Below are 21,458 nucleotides of genomic sequence, written 5' to 3' on the forward strand. Positions count from 1 at the left end.
AAGGGGCGGCCACCGGGTTCCGGTGGTCGTCCCTTCGGCGTGTCAGGGCCGGATCACGCGGCCACGAGATCGATGACGTTGATCGCGACGTGCGTGTTGGACACCACGTACTGGATGAAGCCGCCCTCGAACGTGGCCGACCAGCTGTTGTCCCGATGGCTCTTGGCGGGCGCGCCGAACGGATTCAGGCTGAGCTGTTTCTCCAGCTCCTCCAAGGAAGCCCGTTGCGCGGCGCTCAGGGCCGCCTTGCACCGCGCGGCACGGTCTGCGTACCTGATCACGTAAGCGGTCATGGACACCTGCCGACGTCGATCGGATTGTTCTCGGCGTCGTACGCGTTGCCCTCGGCGTCCCGGAAGACCATGCCTTCCGTGTCCCCCTCCGCCAGGCGCTTGGCCATCTGCTCCACCTGATCCAGATAGCCGGGCGTCGCGCACGCGCACGCGAAGGGGAACCACTTGTCGACCACCCGGTCCAGCTCCGCACGGTCGAACTCCGCCGCCGCGCTGAGCCAGTCCTGCTCGAAGTACTGCAGCCAGTCCGGGCGCCGCTGCAACGCCGTACGAATGGCGTCCGGAGTCCGCTCGCAGGCGTTCCGGTCCACTTCGATTTCTCTGTCCATGGCCGGCGACCTCCGGTACGTGTAGGCAGGGCGGGACCCACGGTAGGCGGCGGTGGGGCACACATCCAGGAAATCCGGGCTTCCGTGCCCCGACGGACGGATCGTGACCGGCGACGGTCGAATCGGTCCGTTCGGTCGGGCCCTCATGCCCTCGGCCAGATGACACTGCCGAGGCTGCCCGGTCGCAACGAGATGAACCGGGCCGCGCGGTCCGGGCCCGTGACAGACATGCGAAATCCGCCGCCCACGGCGGCGACGTCCGCACTCCCGTCCTCGTAGACGAGTCCCCAGGCGGCAACCTGCGCGTCCCGAAACCCGCCGACGGCGTACTCCTCGGCGACGGCGAAGAGACGGGGCGCGCTGGCGTCGACAAGGTCTTGGATCTCCCGGGTGAAACCGTCGGGCGGGTCGGGGAGCGGTGGGGGTGGGGATACGGTGGCCATGTGAAGTCTCCTGGCTGTGGGCGGAGTTGCGGAGCTGTTGGTGAGGAGACTAGGGCGGTTGCTGGTATGCAGACCATCGGTTGGTTGGATTCCGTACCGCTACCACTCCTGTGAGTGAAAGGCAGAAGGTATTGGTCCGTGCCAAGGTTCCGCCGACGGTCAAACAGCGTCGGCTCGGGGCTGAGCTGCGCCGTCTCCGGGAGCACGCAGACCTGTCCGCAACGCGTGCCGGGGAGCTGTTCGGTGCCCCGCAATCACGCATCAGCAATATCGAGGCAGGCAGCTACGCGGTCAGTGCGGACCGTGTCAGGGCGCTGGCCCGGCTCTATGAATGCTCGGACGATGCCCTCGTCCAGGCACTGGCCGCGATGACCGGCGGCCGTACGCGCGGCTGGTGGGACGAATACCGTGAGTTGTTGCCCGCGGCGCTGGTCGAGGTCGCCGAGTTCGAACACGAAGCCACAGCAGTGCGGGTGGCCGTGCTCGTGGCGATGCCCGGTCTCCTGCAGTCCGCCGAACATGTCCGTGCCGCGTACAGCCAGAACGTGCCTGCGCTGCGCCCATTCGAGATCGAACACCGCACTGCGTTCCGCGTCAGGCGCCAGGGCGTCCTGCACGGGGAACCTCCGTTGCCCTACGCCGCGATCATCCACGAAGCCGCCCTGCGGATGGGGATCGGCGGGACGGACGTCGTGCGCGCACAGCTTCGGCATCTCATGGACATGGGCGAGTACGAGCACATCACGATCCAGGTCATTCCGTTCGGGCGGGCGGATTTTCCCGCAGCGGGCGGCCAGCCGATCACCTATGTGTGTGGGTCCGTACCTCAGCTGGACACCGTCCTGCTGGACACCGACCACGGCCTGGAGATCCTCCACGTGGAGGACCAGCTCGCCCGTTACCGGGAAGTGCTGGACCGCATGAGTCGGTGTGCACTCGATCCCGCTGAGAGCCGCAACTTCATCCACAAGATCGCGAAGAGTCTGTGAGGCCCCGGAGATGCACGACTACCAGTGGCAGAAGTCCTCGTACAGCAACGCGGCGGTGAATTGCGTGAACATCGCTGCCGCCCCCGACGGCACCCTCCGTCTCAGGGAGAGCGACGCTCCGGAGGTCATTCTCGCGGTCACCCGCGACGGCCTGGCCGCGTTCCTGGCCGTGATCAAGGGGTAAGGCGCGTGCTCACCGTACGCGGTCGCCGAGCACGCGCGTGGGGCCCGGCGAGCCGGACCCCACGTCACCTTCGGCGCGCGAGCGCGCCTCAGCAGACCTCGACGCGCTTGTACTTGCCCCGCTCGCTGTGGTGGCGGTAGCTGGCGCCGTTCTTCAAGGTGTGGCAGTCGAACGGGCCGAACGAGCCGACCACGCGGACACGCATCGTCTTGCCGCAGTTGTTCTGCACGCGCGCCTCCCGGTAGCGGCCCACCACGGTGAAGACGTTGCGCTTCACGCACTCGGGCGCCGTGCCGTTCGCGGACGCCGGTGCGGCGGTCACCAGGCTGTCGATTCCCAGGCCGGCCACGGCCAGCCCCACCACGGCGGCACGCTTCATGTCGATCACTGGTCGATCACTCCCCGTTGGATTCCGGACGGGGCGTGAAGAGCGCCCCGGCAGGGCGACAGCATGCCACGGCCTTGACGTGCGCAGGGCAAAAAACTCGGGCACTCGCGTGGCCCGCCCGGGTACCGTCGGTTTCATGACCATCGAGGCCGTCCTCTGGGACGTGGACGACACCCTCTTCGACTACACCGGCTCCGACCGCGCGGGAGCGCTTCGGCATATGGAGGCCGAGGGGCTGCTCGGGCGGTATGCGGACGCCGAGTGTGCGCTTGGGCGGTGGCGGAAGTGTATGGAGGTCGCCTTCGCGCGCTTCCTCGCCGGGGAGGTGGGTTTCCTGGAGCATCGTCGGGAGCGGGCGCGGACCTTCCTCGGGACGGTGCTGAGTGACGCCGAGGCCGATGCCTGGTTCGGGAGGTATGTCGCGCTCTACGAGGCCGCCTGGACGCTCTTTCCGGATGCCGCGCAGGCTCTTAAGGATCTTGCTCCGGTGGCCCGGCAGGGTGTGCTGTCGAACTCTTCCGTCGCCAATCAGGACCGCAAGCTGCGGGCGCTGGGTATTCGTGAGCACTTCGAGGTGGTGCTGTGCGCCGACGAGCTGGGGCACGCGAAGCCGGCGGCGGAGGCGTTTCTGGCGGCCTGTGACGCCATGGGGCTGGCGCCGGAGCGGGTTGTCTATGTGGGGGACAGGGTGGATGTGGACGCCATTGGTGCTCGGGATGCCGGGCTGGGCGCGGTGTGGGTGGACCGGGGCGGTGCGGAGGGTGAGGTGCCGGACGGGGTGACGCGGGTCGGCGGGCTCGCCGAGCTGCCCGGGCTGGTGCGGGGCCTTATCGGTTTTGGAGCGTCGTCCACCTTCGGGTAATGTTCTTTCTGCGCCGCCCGGGCGGGCCGAAAGGCCGGGCCGGGGAGCGCGAGCCGAACAAAACTCCGGTCAGGGGTTGCGTTCTGGTGGGCTATGGTGTAATTGGCAGCACGACTGATTCTGGTTCAGTTAGTCTAGGTTCGAGTCCTGGTAGCCCAGCAAGAGATCTTCTGAAGGTCTCTTGATCATGCAGTATCAGGCCCCCGTTGTGTAGCGGCCTAGCACGCCGCCCTCTCAAGGCGGTAGCGCCGGTTCGAATCCGGTCGGGGGTACAGATCCTTTCTCACCGTCATCTTCGGGTCGCTCCCGGATGTGACGACGCAAGGATCGCTAGGGCCCCCGTTGTGTAGCGGCCTAGCACGCCGCCCTCTCAAGGCGGTAGCGCCGGTTCGAATCCGGTCGGGGGTACTGGTCTAAACCACCATGGGCTATGGTGTAATTGGCAGCACGAGTGATTCTGGTTCATTTAGTCTAGGTTCGAGTCCTGGTAGCCCAGCGCGAAATCGCAGGTCAACTGCGGTTCTGCAGTGCAAGCCCCCGTTGTGTAGCGGCCTAGCACGCCGCCCTCTCAAGGCGGTAGCGCCGGTTCGAATCCGGTCGGGGGTACGCGACGAAGAGGCCCTTCCCGGTTGGGGAGGGCCTCTTCGCATGAAACGGGCCCCGCATCCCGGGGCCCTTCGTCATGAGGCGCCGCCCCGGTACCGGCGGTGCGACTCTTCCGCCTCCGCGAGCCGCCGCAGGCTCAGCAGTACCGGTTCGAGCAGTACGGTCAGCGCCACCGCGGCCTCCACCTGCTCGGCGGGCGTCTCGAACTGCTCCACCAAATCCAGGTCGGCGACGGCCAGTTCGCCCGCGAGCCGGGCGTACGGCAGAACGTTCTCGACGGCGTGCGGGTAGCCGAGCCGGGCGAGCGCGGCCAAGGCGTTCACCAGCATTTCGTACGCGGGGGAGGCCGCCCCCGTCTCCAGCCCGTGCTGCCAGCCCAGGCGGTGCAGCAGCTCGTCCGCTGTCCCGTGTGCCGCCGTGGTCTCCACGGTCTCCTCCGTGGGACCGGGGGCGTGCGGCAGGGCCCACACAGCCGCGCCGAGGCGCATGTGGTGGTCCAGAGTCTCGTCCTCGATCGCGGCCAGCACCTCGCGGGCGGTGGCCACCGGCATCTTGCCGACCTGGACCAGCGCCCTCACCAGGCGTAGCCGGCGCAGGTGGGCGTCGCCGTACTCGGCGGTGGTGGCGGTGACTCGCTCGCCCGGCGGGAGCAGCCGCTCACGCAGGTAGTACTTGATCGTGGCGGTGGGTACCCCGCTGCGTTCGCTCAGTTCCGCCAGTCGCATCCCTCTTGCGCCCTTCTTTGGAGAGTGACACTATCCAAGCATGGATAGTGTCGCTATCCAAAGCCTGGAGAGGCAGGGGGACAGTCGTGAGCGACAAGGTCGTGCCGGGGCGCATGGTGGTGGACACCGACGAGGAGGTGGTCGTCTTCCTGATTGGGATGCACGTCAACAAGTTCCGGGACGTGCGTAGTTGGCTGCCCGTGATGCTCGGGATGCCACGGATGCTCAAGGAGCTGTCGCGCGAGCGGGGTGCGGGATTGCTCGGCTTCCGGGTGCTGAACGGCGGGCCGCGCTCCTTCACCGTCATCCAGTACTGGGAGTCGCGCGAGAAGCTGTACGCGTACGCCTCGGAGCAGAACATGGAGCACCACCCCGCGTGGGCGGCGTTCAACCGCCGCGCGCGGAGCGGCAAGGGGGGAGTCGGCATCTGGCACGAGACGTACGTCGTGCCGGCGGGGGCGTACAGCACGATCTACAACACGGTGCCGCCGACCGGGCTCGGTGCCGCGTACGGCGTCGCCCCGGCCGGCCGGCGCGCTCATGGGGCGACCGCGCCCGCGAGCGCGCCGCTGCACGGCTGACGCTCACAGGGGGCGTACTGCGGCGCTCCGGCCGACCGGTGTCCTCGCTGGTCAGCCGGTACGGCGCAGCGCCTCGCTGAGCCGCGCTGCCGCGTCGATGACCGCCTGGGCGTGCATCCGGCCCGGGTGGCGGGTCAGCCGCTCGATCGGTCCGGAGACCGAGACGGCGGCGACCACGCGGTTCGAGGGGCCGCGTACGGGGGCGGAGACCGAGGCCACGCCCGGCTCCCGCTCGCCGATCGACTGCGCCCAGCCCCGGCGCCGTACGCCGGACAGGGCGGTGGCCGTGAAGCGGGCGCCCTGGAGGCCGCGGTGCAGGCGCTCCGGCTCCTCCCAGGCCATCAGGATCTGGGCGGCCGAGCCGGCCTTCATGGGGAGCGTGGAGCCGACCGGGACGGTGTCCCGCAGTCCGGACAGCCGTTCCGCCGCGGCCACGCAGATGCGCATGTCGCCCTGGCGCCGGTAGAGCTGCGCGCTCTCGCCCGTCACGTCGCGAAGGTGCGTGAGCACCGGCCCGGCCGTGGCCAGCAGGCGGTCCTCGCCGGCCGCCGCGGCCAGCTCCGACAGCCGCGGGCCGAGGATGAACCGGCCCTGCATGTCCCTCGCCACCATCCGGTGGTGTTCCAGTGCCACGGCCAGCCGGTGTGCCGTGGGTCGTGCGAGCCCGGTCGCCGTGACCAGCCCGGCGAGGGTGGCCGGACCGGACTCCAGAGCGCTCAGTACCAGAGCTGCCTTGTCGAGAACGCCGACGCCGCTAGAGTTGTCCATGCAACGATACTCGCGTCTCACAGTGTGAAACGCAAGTTCAATTTTCCGGGGAAGCCGCCAATCTGTAGTCGCGGCCCCCGACCAGGGCCCGGCACGACGTCCGGAACCGGGGGACGGACGCTGCGCACACAGTCGAGTTGGGCCGGCAATGCGGCCGGCCGGAGGGAAAGCGATGGCACGGACACTCGCGGAGAAGGTCTGGGACGACCATGTCGTCCGGCGCGCCGAAGGCGAGCCCGACCTCCTCTTCATCGACCTGCACCTGCTGCACGAGGTGACCAGCCCGCAGGCGTTCGACGGCCTCCGCAAGGCCGGTCGCCCGGTGCGGCGTACCGACCTCACCATCGCCACCGAGGACCACAACACCCCCACCCTCGACATCGACAAGCCCATCGCCGACCCCGTCTCCCGCACCCAGCTGGAGACGCTGCGCAAGAACTGCGCGGAGTTCGGCGTCCGGCTGCACCCGCTGGGCGACGTCGAGCAGGGAGTCGTCCACGTAGTGGGACCGCAGTTGGGACTGACCCAGCCGGGCACCACCGTGGTCTGCGGTGACAGCCACACCTCCACCCACGGCGCCTTCGGCGCGCTGGCCTTCGGCATCGGCACCAGCCAGGTCGAGCACGTGCTGGCCACCCAGACGCTGCCGATGGCGCCCTTCCGGACCATGGCCGTCACCGTCGAGGGCGAACTGCCCGACGGCGTCACCGCCAAAGACCTGATCCTCGCCGTCATCGCCCGGATCGGCACCGGCGGCGGCCAGGGCTACGTCATCGAGTACCGCGGCGAGGCCATCGAGAAGCTCTCGATGGAGTCCCGGATGACCATCTGCAACATGTCCATCGAGGCGGGCGCCCGGGCCGGCATGATCGCCCCCGACGAGACCACCTTCGCCTACCTCCAGGGCCGCGACCACGCGCCCCGGGGTGCCGACTGGGACGCCGCCGTCGCGTACTGGAAGACCCTGCGCACCGACGACGACGCGGTCTTCGACCACGAGGTCGTCATCGACGCCGCCGAGCTGGCCCCGTTCGTCACCTGGGGCACCAACCCGGGCCAGGGTGCGCCGCTTTCGGCGGCCGTCCCCGACCCCGCTTCGTACGAAGACGCATCGGAGCGCTTCGCCGCCGAAAAGGCCCTGGAATACATGGGGTTGACGGCGGGTCAGCCGTTGCGTGACATCCGTGTGGACACCGTCTTCGTAGGCTCCTGCACCAATGGGCGGATCGAGGATCTGCGCTCCGCCGCCGAGGTCGTAAGGGGCCGCCGGGTCGCCGACGGCGTACGGATGCTGGTCGTGCCGGGCTCGGTACGGGTCTCCCTCCAGGCGGTCTCGGAGGGCCTCGACAAGGTGTTCACCCAGGCCGGTGCCGAGTGGCGCCACGCCGGCTGCTCGATGTGCCTGGGCATGAACCCGGACCAGCTGGCGCCGGGCGAGCGCTCCGCGTCCACCTCCAACCGCAATTTCGAGGGACGGCAGGGCAAGGGCGGCCGCACCCACCTGGTCTCGCCTCAGGTCGCCGCCGCAACGGCGGTTCTCGGCCATCTGGCATCGCCGGCCGACCTGTCCGACGCCGACGTACACACGCCCGCGGGAGTCTGAGAACGATGGAAGCTTTCACCACACACACCGGCCGGGCCGTCCCGCTGCGCCGCAGCAACGTCGACACCGACCAGATCATCCCGGCCCACTGGCTCAAGAAGGTCACCCGCGACGGCTTCGAGGACGGGCTCTTCGAGGCCTGGCGCAAGGATCCGCAGTTCGTGCTGAACCAGGAGGCGTACCGAGGAGCGACCGTTCTGGTGGCCGGTCCGGACTTCGGTACCGGCTCCTCGCGTGAGCACGCGGTGTGGGCGCTGCAGAACTTCGGCTTCAAAGCCGTCATCTCCTCGCGTTTCGCCGACATCTTCCGGGGCAACTCGCTGAAGAACGGACTGCTGACCGTCGTGCTCCCGCAGGAGACCGTCGAAGCGCTGCAGAAGCTCGCCGAGACGGACCCCACCGCGGAGGTCACCGTCGACCTCGTCGGCCGGCAGGTCCGGGCACCGGGCATCACCGCTGGTTTCGAGCTGGACGAGAACGCGCGTTGGCGGCTGCTGGAGGGCCTGGACGACATCAGCCTCACCCTTCGGGAGGAGCAGGCCATCGCCGCCTACGAGGCGAACAGGCCGTCGTTCAAGCCGCAAACAGTAGTAGTCTGACCTCGGGTTTTTTGGCTCAAAGCCTTATTGCGTACGATGCGCCCTCTGCTAGTTGGCAGGGGGCGCATCGGCGTGTGGACGCTGCTGTTGAGGCCCCGTGAAGCGACAACTCGCCGCAGATGGCACAATTAGCGCATGGAACGCGACGACCAACTCGAGCTCTACGGTCTCGTCGCCGACCGACTCAAGGACGCACACACACGCGTGCGGACACTGCAAGTCCCGGAGGGCGTACGCATGGCGCTGACCCGGAAGCTGCTCGTCATCACGGCGGCGGCGAAACACGATCTGGCGGACGCGGCAAGGCGTCTGGAGTGGTTCATCAACGACCTCGACGAGGGTCGCTTTCCCGTAGACGTGCACGCCGATGGAACTCCGTGAAGGTCGAGTTCGTTGCGGCACAAGGGTGATTAGCCCGTTTCGTGTTTGATTTGCGGTATATATCTGCCTAACGTGCGAAAAGGCTTGAACACTTTCGTTCCAGCAATGTCTCCGAAGGGGAAGACGTGAACAAGGCGCAGCTCGTAGAAGCCATTGCCGACAAGCTCGGCGGCCGTCAGAACGCCGCGGACGCGGTGGACGCGGTACTGGACGCAATCGTCCGTGCAGTTGTCTCCGGCGACCGCGTATCGGTCACCGGATTCGGTTCGTTCGAGAAGGTGGACCGTCCGGCCCGCTACGCCCGCAACCCGCAGACGGGTGAGCGGGTCCGGGTCAAGAAGACCTCGGTGCCCCGTTTCCGCGCCGGTCAGGGCTTCAAGGACCTGGTCAGCGGCTCGAAGAAGCTCCCGAAGAACGACGTGGCCGTCAAGAAGGCCCCCAAGGGCAGCCTTTCGGGCGGCTCCACCCGTACGACGGCCAAGGCCGCCGCCAAGAAGGCCACGGCCAAGAAGTCGGCCGCGAAGAAGACCACGGCCACCGCCAAGAAGGCCACGCCGGCGAAGAAGACCACCGCCACGGCGAAGAAGGCGGCGGCCACCGCCAAGAAGGCGGCGCCGGCGAAGAAGGCGGCCACCACCACGGCGAAGAAGTCGGCGGCCAAGAAGACCACGGCCACCGCCAAGAAGGCCACCCCGGCCAAGAAGGCCACCGCCACCGCCAAGAAGGCGACGGCCAAGAAGACCGCGCCCGCGACCAAGGCGACGGCCAAGAAGGCCCCGGCCAAGAAGACCACGGCCCGCAAGACCACCGCCAAGAAGACCACCGCCCGCAAGCGGTAATTCAGCAGCGGCGACGCCACGCGTCGGGCCGGACTCCCCTCGGGGAGCCCGGCCCGCGGTGTGTCCCGGACCGCCCGCCCCGGTGTGCGGCACGGCCTGTGCGCCGTGTGCCGTCTAGGCTGGTCACCATGCAGGCCACCGCGTACACCTACGACGCCCAGACCCGTTCCGGCAGTGTGCTGCTCGACGACGGCACGCCGCTGCCCTTCGACACGGCGGCCTTCGACGCGGGCGGCCTGCGGCTGCTGCGGCCCGGTCAGCGGGTCCGTATCGACGTCGAGGGCGAGGCCGGTGGCGGCAAGGAGACGGACGGGCGCCGCATCGTGCTCGTCACCCTCCAGACGTTCTGAGCGTTCTCCGGCTCATCGTCACGCGCTCATCGTCACGTTCCGGGCGCCGGGACGCCTGCCGTCACGCTCCGGACGTACGGACGCCTTCCGTCACCCCATGGGCCCGTATCCGCGGCACACAGCGGGCGGTATGCCGCCCCACGCCCAGTGCCAGAGCGGCCCGCAGATCCTCCCCGGTGTCCACGTCCCGGCGTACGGATTCGACACCCGGCAGCACGATCTCGTCCGCCCCTGATTCGCGGTGACGCGCCCGGGACGGCCCGCCGAAAGCGGGTGCCAATTCCACTCCCGGAGCCGCGCACAGCAGCGTCGTCCCGATTTCCGCCGCATCCGCGAGAAATGCCCGGGGAAAAGCGGCGGCCGCCGACAGTACCCGCCGCAGTTCAGCGGGGCGCAACGCCGGGAGATCCGCGTTCAGCGCCGCCACGGCCGCGGTGGCGCGCCGTTGCCGCACCACGCCCGCTCCGTACGCCAGCGCCGCGTTGAGACCACGGGCCGGCAGGTCCGCCACGACGCGCGCTCCGAGGGCCGCCAGCCGCTCCCCGGCGACCGGATCGTCCGTGACAACCGCCACATCCAGGACGTCTTCGCAGGCCAGCGCGGCCGTCACGGTGTCCAGCGCGAACGCCAGTGCCAACTGGGGCCGGAGCTCTTCCCCCGCCGCCCGGGACAGCCTGCTCTTCGCCCGTACCAGGGGTTTCAGCGGTACGACCAGGCTCCAGCCCGCGTCCACTCCGTCTCTTCGCATCGCCCTCATTGTCACCTGCCGTCACCGCCATCCGTGAGCGGCGGGGTTACGGTGTTCTCGACATAGCGGGTACCTGGGGCGACACTTGTGCGGCTGCCGGGTCGCAGCAGCTCAGCAGAACCCACAAGGAGGGTGTCCCAGTGTCCCGCCGCAGAATCGGCTTCTGGTACCGCTTGGCCGCGGTCATCTGCAAACCGCCGCTCCTGGTTCTGTTCAAGCGGGACTGGCAGGGAATGGAGCACATTCCCGCCGACGGCGGATTTATCACCGCGGTCAACCACAACTCGTATCTGGACCCGCTGTCGTATGCGCACTACCAGTACAACACCGGGCGGGTCCCGCGATTCCTCGCCAAGTCCGGGCTCTTCAAGGGCGGCTTCGTCGGCCTGATGATGCGCGGCACCGGCCAGATCCCGGTCTACCGGGAATCCGCCGACGCCGCGGTGGCCTTCCGCGCCGCCGTGGCCGCCATCGACAAGGGCGAGTGCGTCGCCTTCTACCCCGAGGGCACCCTCACCCGCGACCCCGACATGTGGCCCATGCAGGGCAAGACCGGGGCCGCCCGCGTGGCGTTGCTCACCAAGGCACCGGTCATCCCGGTGGCGCAGTGGGGCGCCAACGAGGTGATGCCGCCGTACGCCAAGGAGAAGAAGCTGCGGCTCTTCCCGCGCAAGACCCTGCGGGTCAAGGCGGGGCCGCCGGTCGACCTCAGCGAGTTCTACGGCAAGGAGCCGACCGCCGAGGTGCTGCGCGCGGTGACCGACAAGGTCATGGCCGCCGTCACGCAGATCCTCGGCGAGGTGCGCGACGAGCCGGTGCCGGCCGAGCCGTACGACCACAAGAAGGCCGTCGCCGCCCGGCGCGACCGGGACCGCAAGGCCCGCCAGGAGACGGCCGACGCGGCCGGGGAGCGGGCGCGGAAACTGGACGAGCAGGGCGTGAAACTGGACGACCAGGCACCAAAAACACAGGAGGATGAAGGCAAGTGACGCGCTGCGCCGTCTACGGCACGGGGTCCTGGGGCACCGCATTCGCGATGGTGCTCGGCGACGCGGGCTGCGAGGTGACGATGTGGGGCCGCAGAGCGGGCCTGGTCGACGCCATCAACACCGGCCGTACCAACCCCGACTACCTGCCGGACGCGGAGCTGCCGGAGTCCGTACGCGCCACCACCGACCCCGCCGAGGCCGCCCGGGGCGCCGATTTCACCGTCCTGGCCATCCCGTCGCAGACGCTGCGCGACAACCTCGCCGCCTGGGCGCCCCTGCTGCCCGCCGACACCGTCCTGGTCTCCCTGATGAAGGGCGTCGAACTGGGCACCGCCAAGCGGATGAGCGAGGTCATCGAAGAGGTCGCCAAGGCCCCCGCCGAGCGGGTCGCGGTGCTGACCGGCCCCAACCTCGCCAAGGAGATCGCCACCCGGCAGCCCGCCGCTGCGGTCGTGGCCTGCGCGGACGAGGCGGTGGCCCGGCGCCTCCAGGCCGCCTGCCACACCCCTTACTTCCGCCCGTACACCAACACCGACGTGGTCGGCGCGGAGCTGGGCGGCGCGGTCAAGAACGTCATCGCGCTGGCGGTCGGCATGGCCGGCGGCATGGGCCTGGGCGACAACGCCAAGGCCTCCCTGATCACCCGCGGCCTCGCCGAAACCACCCGGCTGGGCCTGGCCATGGGCGCCGACGCGCACACCTTCGCCGGTCTCGCCGGAATGGGCGACCTGGTCGCCACCTGCTCCTCGCCGCTCTCCCGCAACAACACCTTCGGCGCCAACCTCGGCCGCGGGATGACGCTGGAGGAGACCATCGCGGTCACCAAGCAGACCGCGGAGGGCGTCAAGTCCTGCGAGTCGGTACTGGATCTGGCCCGCCGGCACGGCGTCGACATGCCGATCACCGAAACGGTCGTCGACATCGTCCACGAGGGCAAACCGCCGCTGGTGGCCCTCAAGGAGCTGATGTCGCGCAGCGCCAAGCCCGAACGGCACTGAGACCCGGCCGCGCCGGGCAGCCCCGGGGACCGGCGCCGCCCGCGGTGACACGCGGGGCCCCGGCGACTCCCGGGCCCGCGGCACTGACTCCACCTGGGGCAGCAGGTACGCTCATCGCGATATGAGCAGTGAGACCCCTCCCCAGAAGCCCCGCGTCGCCGTCGTGTTCGGCGGGCGCAGCTCCGAGCACGCCATCTCCGTGGTCACCGCGGGCGCCGTGCTGGCCGCCATCGACCGCGAGAAGTACGACGTACTGCCCATCGGCATCACGGCCGACGGACGGTGGGCGCTGACCGCCGATGCCCCGGAGCGGATGGCCATCACGGACCGGAAGCTGCCGAACGTGGCGGAGCTGAGCGAGTCCGCCGACGGCACCGTCATCCTGCCGGTCGACCCGACCAGCCGCGAGGTCGTCTACAGCGAGCCGGGCATGGCGCCCAAGGTGCTCGGCGAGGTCGACGTCGTCTTCCCCGTGCTGCACGGCCCGTACGGCGAGGACGGCACCCTCCAGGGCCTCCTGGAACTGTCCGGCGTGCCCTACGTGGGCTCCGGAGTGCTCGCCTCGGCCGTCGGCCAGGACAAGGACTACATGAAGCGGGTGTTCACCTCCTTCGGGCTGCCGGTCGGCCCGTACGAGGTCATCCGCCCGCGCGAGTGGGAGCAGGACCCCGCGGCGGCCCGCAAGAAGATCGTGGACTTCGCCGGCGAGCACGGCTGGCCGCTGTTCGTGAAGCCCGCCAGGGCCGGCTCCTCCATGGGCATCTCCAAGGTGGACGACCTCTCCGCGCTGGACGAGGCCGTTGAGGAGGCGCGCCGCCACGACCCCAAGATCATCGTGGAGTCGCTGCTCAGCGGCCGGGAGATCGAGTGCGGCGTCCTGGAGTTCGAGGACGGCCCGCGCGCCAGCGTCCCGGCCGAGATCCCGCCGGTCAGCGCGCACGACTTCTACGACTTCGAGGCCAAGTACATCGACTCGGCCGCCGGCCTGGTGCCCGCGCCGCTCACCGAGGAGCAGACCGCGCGCGTCCGGGAACTGGCCGTGGCGGCCTTCGAAGCGGCCTCCTGCGAGGGCCTGGTACGCGCCGACTTCTTCCTGCAGGACAACGGCGAGTTCGTGATCAACGAGATCAACACGCTGCCCGGCTTCACGCCCATCTCGATGTACCCGCGGATGTGGCAGGAGAGCGGCGTCAGCTACCCGGAACTGATCGACCGGCTGGTCCAGGCGGCGCTGCGGCGCTCCACGGGGCTGCGCTGAGGCGGCCGGCCGGCGTCCTCAGACCCCGGCCGGCACCGTCTTCTTCACGGCGTCCGCGAGGTCGGTGAGCACATCGACCTCCGGGGCGTACTTCCCCGGCACACTCACCTCGACGTACGTCTTGCGCAACACGGTCGTGAAGCGGTAACCGTCGTCCTGCTTCTCGAAGAGCCACTCGACACCATTGACTTCCGCCGCGTCCGCACCGGGGTTGTAATGTTCACTCCCAGGCTTCAGCACGGCGGGCTTGGGCACCCCGCAGCGCAACCGGACGGCAGGATCACCCCAGACGGCGGTGAAGTCCGAGACCGGGTCGGCGGTGCCCCGCTCCAGCCCGTCCACGGTCCGCGGCAACTCCTTGTGGAGCGCCCGGCACTGCCGCGCGGCGTCGCCCTCGGGCGAGGGAGCGGCGACGGGGACCGAGGACGAGCAGCCCACCGCGGCGAACGCCACGGTGAGCAGGGCCGGAATCAGCAGCCGGCGCGACGAGGAGATCACCCGGCCGAGCATACGGGGGAGCTAGAGATGGACCACCGGGCAGGTCAGGGTGCGGGTGATGCCGTCCACCTGCTGGACCTTGGCGACCACCATGCGGCCCAGTTCGTCGACCGTGTCGGCCTGCGCCCGCACGATGACGTCGTACGGGCCGGTGACGTCCTCGGCCTGGATCACGCCGGGAATCTTGGCGATCACTTCCGCTACGGCCGACGCCTTGCCCACCTCGGTCTGGATCAGGATGTACGCCTGTACCACGGGACCTCCAGGGCGGCTTCGAGGATCATGTGGGAAGAAGGGACGCCACGGTACCGCGTCGGTGCGCGCGCCGGGGAGACCCGCGCGGGGAACGCGACGCGCGGCGCGGGGACCGGCCACCTCGGGGGAACGGGGGCCGGCCGCGCGGGTACGCGGTACGGACCGGCGTCGCAGTACGGATCGGCAGCGCAGTACGGATCGTCCGTACGCATCGGAAGGGCAGCAGCATGAAGGGCACCGTGGGCGAGCTGGGAGAGTTCGGGCTGATCAGGGAGCTGACCTCCCGGCTCACCGCCACCCCGGCCGTACGGATCGGTCCGGGCGACGACGCCGCGGTGGTCACCGCGCCGGACCGCAGGGTCGTGGCCAGCACCGACGTACTCCTCGAAGGGCGGCACTTCCGCCGCGACTGGTCCACCGCCTACGACGTGGGCCGCAAGGCCGCCGCACAGAACCTGGCCGACATCGCCGCCATGGGCGCGGTGCCCACCGCCATCCTGCTCGGCCTGGTGGTGCCCGCCGAACTGCCCGCGACCTGGGCGACCGAGCTGATGGACGGACTGCGCGACGAGTGCCACGTGGCGGGCGCCGCCGTGGTCGGCGGCGACGTCGTACGCGGCGACACGATCACCGTCGCCATCACCGCCCTGGGTGACCTGCGCAACCAGGAACCCGTCACCCGATCCGGTGCCCAGCCCGGCGACGTCGTCGCCGTCACCGGCTGGCTGGGCTGGTCCGCGGCCGGATACGCGGTCCTCACCCGCGGCTTCCGCTCCCCGCGCGCCTTCGTGGAGGCACACCGCCGCCCCGAACCTCCGTACCACGCGGGCCCCGCGGCGGCCGGTCTCGGCGCCACCGCCATGACGGACGTCAGCGACGGCCTGGTCGCCGACCTCGGCCACATCGCCGAAGCCAGCAAGGTCCGCATCGACCTGCGCTCGGGCCAGATCGACATCCCCTCCCAGATGTCCGACATCGGCACGGCGGTCGGCGTGGACCCGATGCAGTGGGTGCTCAACGGCGGCGAGGACCACGCCATCGTGGCGACGTTCCCGCCGGACGTGAAACTGCCCGCCCGCTGGAAGGTGATCGGCGAGGTGCTGAACCCGTCGGCGCTGCCGCAGGTGACGGTGGACGGGGCGCCGTGGTCCAGCGCGGGCTGGGACCACTTCGGCGAGGACCAGGACGGCGGGCCCGCCGGGGCCTGAAGGCCCGCGGGGCGGGCCCGCGCGGCGCCCCGGTAGATTCGCCGGTATGCGCACACCTCCACGCGTCCTGACCGTCGCCGGGTCCGACTCCGGCGGCGGCGCGGGCATCCAGGCCGACCTGAAGACGATGCTGGCGCTCGGCACGCACGGCATGAGCGTGCTGACCGCCGTCACCGCACAGAACTCGCTGGGCGTGCAGGGCGCGTGGGAACTGCCCGCCGAAGCCGTACGGGCCCAGTTCCGCAGCGTCGTCGACGACATCGGCGTCCAGGCCGTCAAGACCGGGATGCTGTCCTCACCTGAACTGGTCGAGACGGTCGCCGGCCTGCTCGCCGGGGTGCCCGCCCCGGTCGTCATCGACCCGGTCGGCGTCTCCAAGCACGGCGACGCGCTGCTGGCCGCCTCCGCGCTGGACGCGGTCCGTACGAAGCTGCTGCCCACGGCCACCCTCGCCACCCCCAACCTCGACGAGGTGGCGCAGCTCACAGGCGTACGGGTACGGCAGGAAGCCGACCTGCCGCGCGCCGCCGCCGCGATACTGGGCTTCGGGCCCCGCTGGGCGCTGATCAAGGGCGGTCATCTGGAGGGCGACGCCGTCGACCTGCTCACCGACGGCTCCGAAGAGCACTGGCTGCGCGCACCGCGGCACGACAACCGGCACACCCACGGCACCGGCTGCACGCTCGCCAGCGCCGTCGCCGCCCGGCTCGCACTGGGAGACACGGTCCCGCAGGCCGTGGCGGCGGCCAAGGAGTACGTCACCGGCGCCATCGCGGGCGGCTTCCGCCTGGGCGCGGGGATCGGACCGGTGGATCACGGGTGGCGGATCAGGGAGTAGGCCGGCCCGCGCGCCCGCCCCGAGGGCCGCATCCGTATGCGAACCCGTACGTGAACCGTGCGCGGACCGTGTACGGGCACGGCAAAAAGCCGGCCCACCGAGGTGGACCGGCTTTCAGGCAACCGGCTCGGGCTGCGCTACGACTATGACGTCAGCGCGAGACCTTGCCGGCCTTGATGCACGAGGTGCAGACGTTGAGCCGCTTCGGCGTGCGCCCGATGACCGCGCGCACCGTCTGGATGTTGGGGTTCCAACGACGGTTGGTACGGCGGTGCGAGTGGGAAACGCTCTTGCCGAAGCCCGGCCCCTTGCCGCAGACGTCGCAGTTGGCAGCCACGGGTCACTCCAAAGACTTCAGATGCACTTACGGTGAATCCCGACGAGCGGAGTGCATTGAACCGACCCGATTCGCCAGGAGAGGAATGGCCCGATTCGCATCGGGCAACCGGAGCAGCATACAACGACCGCTCCCGTAGAACGAAACTACCATGAGCGCCCCGGCCCCCGCCCCGGCCGCCGGGCCCCGCGCGACTACTGTGCGGTGGATCGCATGACCGAGCCGAGCCCGCGACGGGCCGCTGGCCGAGGAGGACGAACGGTGCCGCACCCGCTCGACGCCGATGCGGTACGCACCTGGTGCGCCCTCGCGCTCCAGGCCCTGGGCCGCGAACGCGAGCGGATCGACGCGATCAACGTCTATCCCGTCGCCGACGGGGACACCGGCACCAACCTCTACCTGACCGTGGAGTCCGCGGCCCGCGCGGTCGAGGCCGCCTTCGACGGACACGGCGCCTCGGGCACCGCGCCCGGCCTCGCCGACGCCGTCGGCGCCATGGCCCACGGGGCCCTCATAGGAGCGCGCGGCAATTCCGGGACGATCCTCGCGCAGCTGCTGCGCGGCATGGCGGAAATCCTGGGCAACGGGGACGGGGACGGAAATGGACGCGGGGACGGGGCTGGGCCCGGCGGTCCGGCCGCGGCGCTGAAGCGGGCCCTGCGGCGGGCGGCCGAGTCGACGTACGAAGCGGTGGCGCACCCCGTGGAAGGCACGGTCCTCACGGTCGCCACCATGGCCGCCCAGGCCGCCGAGCGGGCCGACGGGACCCCGGCGGCGGTGGCACGGGCCGCGTACGAGGGGGCACGCACCGCCCTGGACGCGACGCCGGGGCAGCTGGCGGTCCTGGGCCGGGCGGGCGTCGTGGACGCGGGAGGCTGCGGCCTGGTCGCCCTGCTGGGCGCGCTGGCCGGGGCACTCTCCGGAGAGGTGCCGACGGCACCCATCGCCGTACGGCCGGACGCCCCCGTGCCGGTGGCCGGCGGCTGCCCGGCGGCGGACGGGCCCGCCCCCGGAGGACAGCACGGGGACGCCCCGGACCCGCACGGGCCCCACGACAGCGACACCACCCCGGACGGCCCCGCCTTCGAAGTGATCTACCTCCTGGAAGCCGACGACGCCGCCGTGCCCCGGCTGCGCACCCGGCTGGACGGCCTCGGCGACTCCCTGGTCGTCGTCGGCGGGGACGGGCTGTGGAACGTGCACGTCCACGTGGACGACGCGGGCGCCGCCGTGGAGGCGGGCATCGAGGCGGGCCGCCCGCACCGCATCCGCATCACCCACTTCGGGGCGCCGGACGGCGGCCGGGGGGCCCGCCGCCGTGAGCCGGAGCCGGTGGCGCGCGCCGTGGTGGCCGTGGTGCCTGGCGACGGGCTCGCCGGACTGTGCGCCGGGGCAGGCGCGACGGCGGTGACCGTACGCCCCGGGGAGCCGCCCGCCAGCGGCGAGCTGGTGCAGGCCATCCGGCAGGCGAACGCCCGCGAGGTGATGCTGCTGCCCAACGACCCCGAACTGCGGCACACGGCGGCGGCAGCGGCCGAGCAGGCCCGTACCGAAGGCGTACGGGTCGCCCTGATCCCGACCCGCGCCGCCGTCCAGGGCATCGCTGCGCTGGCCGTGCATGAGCCGGGCCGCAGCTTCGACGAGGACGTGGTGGCCATGACGTCGGCCGCGGGCGCCACCCGCTACGCGGAGCTGGCCGTCGCCGAGAGCCGGTCCTGGACGATGGCCGGGGTCTGCCAGGCCGGGGACGTCCTCGGCCTGATCGACGGGGACGTGGTGGTGATCGGCTCGGACCTGGCCGCGACCGCGGTGACCGTACTGGACCGGATGCTTTCCGCGGGCGGGGAAATGGTGACGCTCGTCCTGGGCGCGGATTTCCCCGATTCCCTCGCCCAGCGCCTGGAAAGGCACGTACGGGAGCACCATCTGGCCGTGGACACCGTCGTCTACGAAGGCGGGCAGCGTGGCGCCCCCCTTCTCATCGGCGTCGAATAACGGCCGGGAGGGCGGTGCGGAAATCCGTCCCGTACCGGCGGAATCCCGGGGCCTGCCGCCGGATGTCAGTGGTGTGGTGTGCAATGGTCTGCGTGTCCGCGCTCGACGAACCCCTGAAGAAGATTCTCGGTGGCACCACCGCCAAGGTGATGGCCGAGCATCTCGGTCTGCACACGGTCGGCGACCTGCTGCACCACTATCCGCGCAAATACGCGGAGCGCGGTGAGCTGACCCGGCTTTCCGACCTGCCGCTGGACGAACACGTCACGGTCGTCGCGCGGGTCGCGGACGCCCGGGTGCTGAAGTTCAACAACGGCCGCGGCCAGCGCCTGGAGGTGACCCTCACCGACGGCAGCGGCCGGCTCCAGCTCGTCTTCTTCGGCAAGGGCATCCACAAACCGCACAAGGACCTGCTGCCCGGCCGCCGCGCGATGTTCGCGGGCAAGGTCTCCGTCTTCAACCGCAAGCTCCAGCTGGCCCACCCCGAATACGCACTGCTGGAAGGCGAGGGCGGCGAAGCCGGCGAGGAGGCCGTGGACGCCTTCGCGGGCCGCCTCATGCCGATCTACCCGGCCTGTCAGCAGATGGCCTCCTGGAAGATCACCAAGGCCGTCGACGCGGTACTGCCCAGCGCACGCGAGGCACTCGACCCGCTGCCCGAGGCGCTGCGCGAGGGACGGGCCCTGCTGCCGCTCCCGGACGCCCTGGAGAAGGTCCACCGCCCGCGCACGAAGGCCGACATCGAGGACGCCCGCTCCCGGCTGAAGTGGGACGAGGCATTCGTCCTCCAGGTCGCCCTGGCCCGCCGCCGGATGGCGGAAACCCAACTGGCCGCCACCCCGCGCCCGTTGACCCCCGGCGGACTGCTCGACGCCTTCGACGCGAAGCTGCCCTTCACCCTCACCGAAGGCCAGCAGAAGGTCAGCCGCGAAATCTTCGACGACCTGGCGACGGACCACCCGATGCACCGGCTTCTCCAAGGGGAAGTCGGTTCCGGGAAAACCATGGTCGCCCTGCGCGCCATGCTCGCCGTCGTGGACACCGGCGGTCAGGCGGCGATGCTCGCGCCCACCGAAGTGCTCGCCCAGCAGCATCACCGGTCCATCACCGAGATGATGGGGGAGCTGGCCGAGGGCGGGATGCTGGGCGGCTCCGAGCGTGGCACGAAGGTGGTGCTGCTGACCGGGTCGATGGGCGCCGCCGCCCGTCGGCAGGCGCTGCTGGATCTCGTCACGGGCGAGGCCGGGATCGTCATCGGCACCCATGCGCTGATCGAGGACAAGGTCCAGTTCCACGACCTGGGCCTGGTCGTGGTGGACGAGCAGCACCGCTTCGGTGTGGAGCAGCGTGACGCGCTGCGCGGCAAGGGCAAGCAGCCGCCGCATCTGCTCGTCATGACGGCCACCCCCATTCCCCGTACGGTCGCGATGACCGTCTTCGGCGACCTGGAGACGTCCGTACTGGACCAACTCCCCGCCGGGCGCTCGCCGATCGCCAGTCATGTCGTGCCCGCCAAGGACAAGCCGCACTTCCTCGCGCGGGCCTGGGAACGGGTGCGCGAAGAAGTCGAGTCGGGCCACCAGGCGTACGTGGTCTGCCCCCGCATCGGTGACGAGGAGGACGCGCCGAAGGGCAAGGGCGCGAAGAAGAAGTCCGCGGAGGAGGCAGGGGACGGCGGGGGAGAGGACAAGCGGCCTCCGCTGGCCGTCCTGGACGTCGCCGCGCAGCTCGCGAAGGGCCCGCTCGCCGGGCTCCGCGTCGAGGTGCTGCACGGCCGGATGCACCCGGACGACAAGGACGCGGTGATGCGCCGCTTCGCGGCCGGCGAGGTGGACGCGCTGGTGGCGACCACCGTCATCGAGGTCGGTGTGAACGTACCGAACGCCACCGCCATGGTGATCATGGACGCGGACCGGTTCGGCGTCTCCCAGCTGCACCAGCTGCGCGGCCGGGTCGGCCGAGGTTCAGCCCCCGGCCTGTGCCTGCTGGTCAGCGAGATGCCGGAGGCGAGCCCCGCGCGGGCCCGGCTCGCCGCGGTGGCCGGCACCCTGGACGGCTTCGAGCTGTCCCGTATCGACCTGGAGCAGCGCCGCGAGGGCGACGTCCTCGGCCAGGCCCAGTCCGGTGCCCGTACGTCCCTGCGGATGCTCGCCGTCATCGAGGACGAGCAGGTCATCGAGGCCGCCCGGGAGGAGGCCACCTCGGTGGTCACCGCCGACCCGGAGCTGACCGGCCATCCGGAGCTGCGCATCGTCCTTCAGGCGCTGCTGGACGCCGAGCGTGAGCAGTACCTCGACAAGGGGTGAGCGGGAGTGGGGCCGGGCGGCGCGGCCTCGTCCGGTCCGACGCCATATCGTGGGGGAGTGGTCCGCGCAGGCGGGCCGCCCCATCCGC

Annotated in this window: 26 protein-coding genes and 5 tRNA genes; 21 read left to right on the forward strand and 10 right to left on the reverse strand. The window is 70.5% G+C overall.

Annotation, left to right across the window (positions count from 1 at the left end):
- Nucleotides 1–53: 53 nt before the first annotated feature.
- The 3 genes from ACZ53K_RS28700 to ACZ53K_RS28710 all read right to left on the reverse strand — a co-directional run bounded on the left by ACZ53K_RS28700 (nt 54) and on the right by ACZ53K_RS28710 (nt 1,065).
- Complete coding sequence (locus ACZ53K_RS28700) at nt 54–281, reverse strand: hypothetical protein (protein WP_468841948.1); 228 nt, start codon at nt 279–281, stop codon at nt 54–56.
- Nucleotides 282–289: 8 nt separating this feature from the next.
- A complete protein-coding gene (locus ACZ53K_RS28705; RefSeq protein WP_365844805.1) occupies nt 290–622 on the reverse strand; it encodes a DUF6247 family protein in 333 nt (110 codons plus the stop codon).
- A 143-nt stretch (nt 623–765) separates the two neighbouring features.
- Nucleotides 766–1,065 (reverse strand): hypothetical protein, encoded by a 300-nt coding sequence (locus ACZ53K_RS28710; RefSeq protein ID WP_468841951.1) that lies wholly within the window; start codon nt 1,063–1,065, stop codon nt 766–768.
- 131 nt (nt 1,066–1,196) lie between these two features.
- Here ACZ53K_RS28710 and ACZ53K_RS28715 point away from each other — a divergent pair, with 131 nt between their 5' ends.
- Together ACZ53K_RS28715 and ACZ53K_RS28720 are read left to right on the forward strand one after the other, a co-directional pair.
- On the forward strand, nt 1,197–2,054 hold the full coding sequence (locus ACZ53K_RS28715) for a helix-turn-helix domain-containing protein (protein WP_468842114.1): 858 nt from the start codon (nt 1,197–1,199) through the stop codon (nt 2,052–2,054).
- Nucleotides 2,055–2,064: 10 nt separating this feature from the next.
- On the forward strand, nt 2,065–2,238 hold the full coding sequence (locus ACZ53K_RS28720; RefSeq protein WP_468841954.1) for a DUF397 domain-containing protein: 174 nt from the start codon (nt 2,065–2,067) through the stop codon (nt 2,236–2,238).
- An 88-nt stretch (nt 2,239–2,326) separates the two neighbouring features.
- On the opposite strand, the gene ACZ53K_RS28725 is transcribed toward ACZ53K_RS28720, so the two are convergent.
- Nucleotides 2,327–2,626, reverse strand: coding sequence for a hypothetical protein (locus tag ACZ53K_RS28725; RefSeq protein WP_468841956.1), 300 nt, complete (start codon nt 2,624–2,626; stop codon nt 2,327–2,329).
- Nucleotides 2,627–2,762: 136 nt separating this feature from the next.
- On the opposite strand from ACZ53K_RS28725, the gene ACZ53K_RS28730 reads away from it, so the two are divergent.
- From ACZ53K_RS28730 to ACZ53K_RS28755, 6 genes are all read left to right on the forward strand, one after another.
- Nucleotides 2,763–3,488 carry an HAD family hydrolase gene (locus ACZ53K_RS28730; RefSeq protein ID WP_468841959.1) on the forward strand — a complete coding sequence of 242 codons (726 nt, stop codon included), beginning with the start codon at nt 2,763–2,765 and terminating at the stop codon, nt 3,486–3,488.
- Between the two features lie 87 nt (nt 3,489–3,575).
- A tRNA-Gln gene (locus ACZ53K_RS28735) sits at nt 3,576–3,647 on the forward strand.
- A gap of 40 nt (nt 3,648–3,687) precedes the next feature.
- Nucleotides 3,688–3,760 (forward strand) — tRNA-Glu (locus ACZ53K_RS28740).
- Between the two features lie 63 nt (nt 3,761–3,823).
- Nucleotides 3,824–3,896 (forward strand) — tRNA-Glu (locus ACZ53K_RS28745).
- Between the two features lie 16 nt (nt 3,897–3,912).
- Nucleotides 3,913–3,984, forward strand: a tRNA-Gln gene (locus ACZ53K_RS28750).
- A gap of 37 nt (nt 3,985–4,021) precedes the next feature.
- A tRNA-Glu gene (locus tag ACZ53K_RS28755) sits at nt 4,022–4,094 on the forward strand.
- 74 nt (nt 4,095–4,168) lie between these two features.
- Here the strand turns inward: ACZ53K_RS28755 and ACZ53K_RS28760 are convergent.
- The gene (locus ACZ53K_RS28760) at nt 4,169–4,819 is read right to left on the reverse strand and encodes a MerR family transcriptional regulator (protein ID WP_468841962.1); all 651 of its coding nucleotides are present in this window, start codon (nt 4,817–4,819) and stop codon (nt 4,169–4,171) included.
- Nucleotides 4,820–4,905: 86 nt separating this feature from the next.
- On the opposite strand from ACZ53K_RS28760, the gene ACZ53K_RS28765 reads away from it, so the two are divergent.
- On the forward strand, nt 4,906–5,400 hold the full coding sequence (locus tag ACZ53K_RS28765) for a DUF4188 domain-containing protein (protein WP_468841965.1): 495 nt from the start codon (nt 4,906–4,908) through the stop codon (nt 5,398–5,400).
- A 51-nt stretch (nt 5,401–5,451) separates the two neighbouring features.
- Here ACZ53K_RS28765 and ndgR read toward each other — a convergent pair whose 3' ends face one another.
- Entirely contained in the window at nt 5,452–6,168 is a 717-nt protein-coding gene (gene ndgR / locus ACZ53K_RS28770; protein ID WP_003984709.1) for an IclR family transcriptional regulator NdgR, read from the reverse strand.
- Nucleotides 6,169–6,340: 172 nt separating this feature from the next.
- Here ndgR and leuC point away from each other — a divergent pair, with 172 nt between their 5' ends.
- The 5 genes from leuC (at nt 6,341) to ACZ53K_RS28795 (ending at nt 9,940) form a co-directional block, all read left to right on the forward strand.
- Nucleotides 6,341–7,771: a 3-isopropylmalate dehydratase large subunit gene (leuC, locus tag ACZ53K_RS28775; RefSeq protein WP_468841967.1), complete on the forward strand. Its 1,431-nt coding sequence runs from the start codon at nt 6,341–6,343 to the stop codon at nt 7,769–7,771.
- A gap of 5 nt (nt 7,772–7,776) precedes the next feature.
- On the forward strand, nt 7,777–8,370 hold the full coding sequence (leuD, locus tag ACZ53K_RS28780; protein WP_468841969.1) for a 3-isopropylmalate dehydratase small subunit: 594 nt from the start codon (nt 7,777–7,779) through the stop codon (nt 8,368–8,370).
- 135 nt (nt 8,371–8,505) lie between these two features.
- Nucleotides 8,506–8,751 carry an SCO5555 family protein gene (locus tag ACZ53K_RS28785; protein ID WP_468841972.1) on the forward strand — a complete coding sequence of 82 codons (246 nt, stop codon included), beginning with the start codon at nt 8,506–8,508 and terminating at the stop codon, nt 8,749–8,751.
- Nucleotides 8,752–8,876: 125 nt separating this feature from the next.
- A complete protein-coding gene (locus ACZ53K_RS28790) occupies nt 8,877–9,590 on the forward strand; it encodes an HU family DNA-binding protein (RefSeq protein WP_468841974.1) in 714 nt (237 codons plus the stop codon).
- Between the two features lie 128 nt (nt 9,591–9,718).
- Nucleotides 9,719–9,940 carry a hypothetical protein gene (locus ACZ53K_RS28795; protein ID WP_468841977.1) on the forward strand — a complete coding sequence of 74 codons (222 nt, stop codon included), beginning with the start codon at nt 9,719–9,721 and terminating at the stop codon, nt 9,938–9,940.
- 61 nt (nt 9,941–10,001) lie between these two features.
- On the opposite strand, the gene cofC is transcribed toward ACZ53K_RS28795, so the two are convergent.
- Nucleotides 10,002–10,688 carry a 2-phospho-L-lactate guanylyltransferase gene (gene cofC, locus ACZ53K_RS28800; RefSeq protein ID WP_468841979.1) on the reverse strand — a complete coding sequence of 229 codons (687 nt, stop codon included), beginning with the start codon at nt 10,686–10,688 and terminating at the stop codon, nt 10,002–10,004.
- 140 nt (nt 10,689–10,828) lie between these two features.
- Between cofC and ACZ53K_RS28805 the strand changes: the two genes are divergently transcribed.
- The 3 genes from ACZ53K_RS28805 to ACZ53K_RS28815 all read left to right on the forward strand — a co-directional run bounded on the left by ACZ53K_RS28805 (nt 10,829) and on the right by ACZ53K_RS28815 (nt 13,933).
- Nucleotides 10,829–11,677 (forward strand): lysophospholipid acyltransferase family protein, encoded by an 849-nt coding sequence (locus tag ACZ53K_RS28805; RefSeq protein WP_468841982.1) that lies wholly within the window; start codon nt 10,829–10,831, stop codon nt 11,675–11,677.
- Complete coding sequence (locus tag ACZ53K_RS28810) at nt 11,674–12,675, forward strand: NAD(P)H-dependent glycerol-3-phosphate dehydrogenase (RefSeq protein ID WP_468841985.1); 1,002 nt, start codon at nt 11,674–11,676, stop codon at nt 12,673–12,675. Before ACZ53K_RS28805 ends, ACZ53K_RS28810 begins: the two co-directional genes overlap by 4 nt.
- Before the next feature lie 121 nt (nt 12,676–12,796).
- Nucleotides 12,797–13,933 (forward strand): D-alanine--D-alanine ligase family protein, encoded by a 1,137-nt coding sequence (locus ACZ53K_RS28815; RefSeq protein ID WP_468841987.1) that lies wholly within the window; start codon nt 12,797–12,799, stop codon nt 13,931–13,933.
- Between the two features lie 18 nt (nt 13,934–13,951).
- Here the strand turns inward: ACZ53K_RS28815 and ACZ53K_RS28820 are convergent, their stop codons facing one another.
- Entirely contained in the window at nt 13,952–14,443 is a 492-nt protein-coding gene (locus ACZ53K_RS28820) for a DUF3515 domain-containing protein (RefSeq protein ID WP_468841990.1), read from the reverse strand.
- A gap of 9 nt (nt 14,444–14,452) precedes the next feature.
- Complete coding sequence (locus ACZ53K_RS28825) at nt 14,453–14,686, reverse strand: Lrp/AsnC family transcriptional regulator (RefSeq protein ID WP_030018372.1); 234 nt, start codon at nt 14,684–14,686, stop codon at nt 14,453–14,455.
- 227 nt (nt 14,687–14,913) lie between these two features.
- On the opposite strand from ACZ53K_RS28825, the gene ACZ53K_RS28830 reads away from it, so the two are divergent.
- Nucleotides 14,914–15,894 (forward strand): thiamine-phosphate kinase, encoded by a 981-nt coding sequence (locus ACZ53K_RS28830; RefSeq protein WP_468841993.1) that lies wholly within the window; start codon nt 14,914–14,916, stop codon nt 15,892–15,894.
- Nucleotides 15,895–15,940: 46 nt separating this feature from the next.
- On the forward strand, nt 15,941–16,732 hold the full coding sequence (thiD, locus tag ACZ53K_RS28835) for a bifunctional hydroxymethylpyrimidine kinase/phosphomethylpyrimidine kinase (protein WP_468841996.1): 792 nt from the start codon (nt 15,941–15,943) through the stop codon (nt 16,730–16,732).
- 151 nt (nt 16,733–16,883) lie between these two features.
- Here the strand turns inward: thiD and rpmB are convergent, their stop codons facing one another.
- On the reverse strand, nt 16,884–17,069 hold the full coding sequence (rpmB, locus tag ACZ53K_RS28840) for a 50S ribosomal protein L28 (RefSeq protein ID WP_003984695.1): 186 nt from the start codon (nt 17,067–17,069) through the stop codon (nt 16,884–16,886).
- Between the two features lie 261 nt (nt 17,070–17,330).
- Here rpmB and ACZ53K_RS28845 point away from each other — a divergent pair, with 261 nt between their 5' ends.
- On the forward strand, nt 17,331–19,064 hold the full coding sequence (locus tag ACZ53K_RS28845; RefSeq protein WP_468842000.1) for a DAK2 domain-containing protein: 1,734 nt from the start codon (nt 17,331–17,333) through the stop codon (nt 19,062–19,064).
- A gap of 92 nt (nt 19,065–19,156) precedes the next feature.
- The gene (gene recG / locus ACZ53K_RS28850; protein WP_468842003.1) at nt 19,157–21,370 is read left to right on the forward strand and encodes an ATP-dependent DNA helicase RecG; all 2,214 of its coding nucleotides are present in this window, start codon (nt 19,157–19,159) and stop codon (nt 21,368–21,370) included.
- Nucleotides 21,371–21,458: the final 88 nt, after the last annotated feature.

The sequence above is a fragment of the Streptomyces sp. NPDC033221 genome (assembly GCF_055577005.1).

Coding starts and splice junctions, on each gene's coding strand:
- ACZ53K_RS28710 (WP_468841951.1), bottom strand. CDS start 1,065: ATGGCCACCGTATCCCCACCCCCACCGCTCCCCGACCCGCCCGACGGT.
- cofC (WP_468841979.1), bottom strand. CDS start 10,688: ATGCGAAGAGACGGAGTGGACGCGGGCTGGAGCCTGGTCGTACCGCTG.
- ACZ53K_RS28795 (WP_468841977.1), top strand. CDS start 9,719: ATGCAGGCCACCGCGTACACCTACGACGCCCAGACCCGTTCCGGCAGT.
- ACZ53K_RS28720 (WP_468841954.1), top strand. CDS start 2,065: ATGCACGACTACCAGTGGCAGAAGTCCTCGTACAGCAACGCGGCGGTG.
- leuD (WP_468841969.1), top strand. CDS start 7,777: ATGGAAGCTTTCACCACACACACCGGCCGGGCCGTCCCGCTGCGCCGC.
- ACZ53K_RS28830 (WP_468841993.1), top strand. CDS start 14,914: ATGAAGGGCACCGTGGGCGAGCTGGGAGAGTTCGGGCTGATCAGGGAG.
- thiD (WP_468841996.1), top strand. CDS start 15,941: ATGCGCACACCTCCACGCGTCCTGACCGTCGCCGGGTCCGACTCCGGC.
- ACZ53K_RS28730 (WP_468841959.1), top strand. CDS start 2,763: ATGACCATCGAGGCCGTCCTCTGGGACGTGGACGACACCCTCTTCGAC.
- ACZ53K_RS28760 (WP_468841962.1), bottom strand. CDS start 4,819: ATGCGACTGGCGGAACTGAGCGAACGCAGCGGGGTACCCACCGCCACG.
- ndgR (WP_003984709.1), bottom strand. CDS start 6,168: ATGGACAACTCTAGCGGCGTCGGCGTTCTCGACAAGGCAGCTCTGGTA.
- leuC (WP_468841967.1), top strand. CDS start 6,341: ATGGCACGGACACTCGCGGAGAAGGTCTGGGACGACCATGTCGTCCGG.
- ACZ53K_RS28815 (WP_468841987.1), top strand. CDS start 12,797: ATGAGCAGTGAGACCCCTCCCCAGAAGCCCCGCGTCGCCGTCGTGTTC.
- ACZ53K_RS28705 (WP_365844805.1), bottom strand. CDS start 622: ATGGACAGAGAAATCGAAGTGGACCGGAACGCCTGCGAGCGGACTCCG.
- ACZ53K_RS28785 (WP_468841972.1), top strand. CDS start 8,506: ATGGAACGCGACGACCAACTCGAGCTCTACGGTCTCGTCGCCGACCGA.
- ACZ53K_RS28820 (WP_468841990.1), bottom strand. CDS start 14,443: ATGCTCGGCCGGGTGATCTCCTCGTCGCGCCGGCTGCTGATTCCGGCC.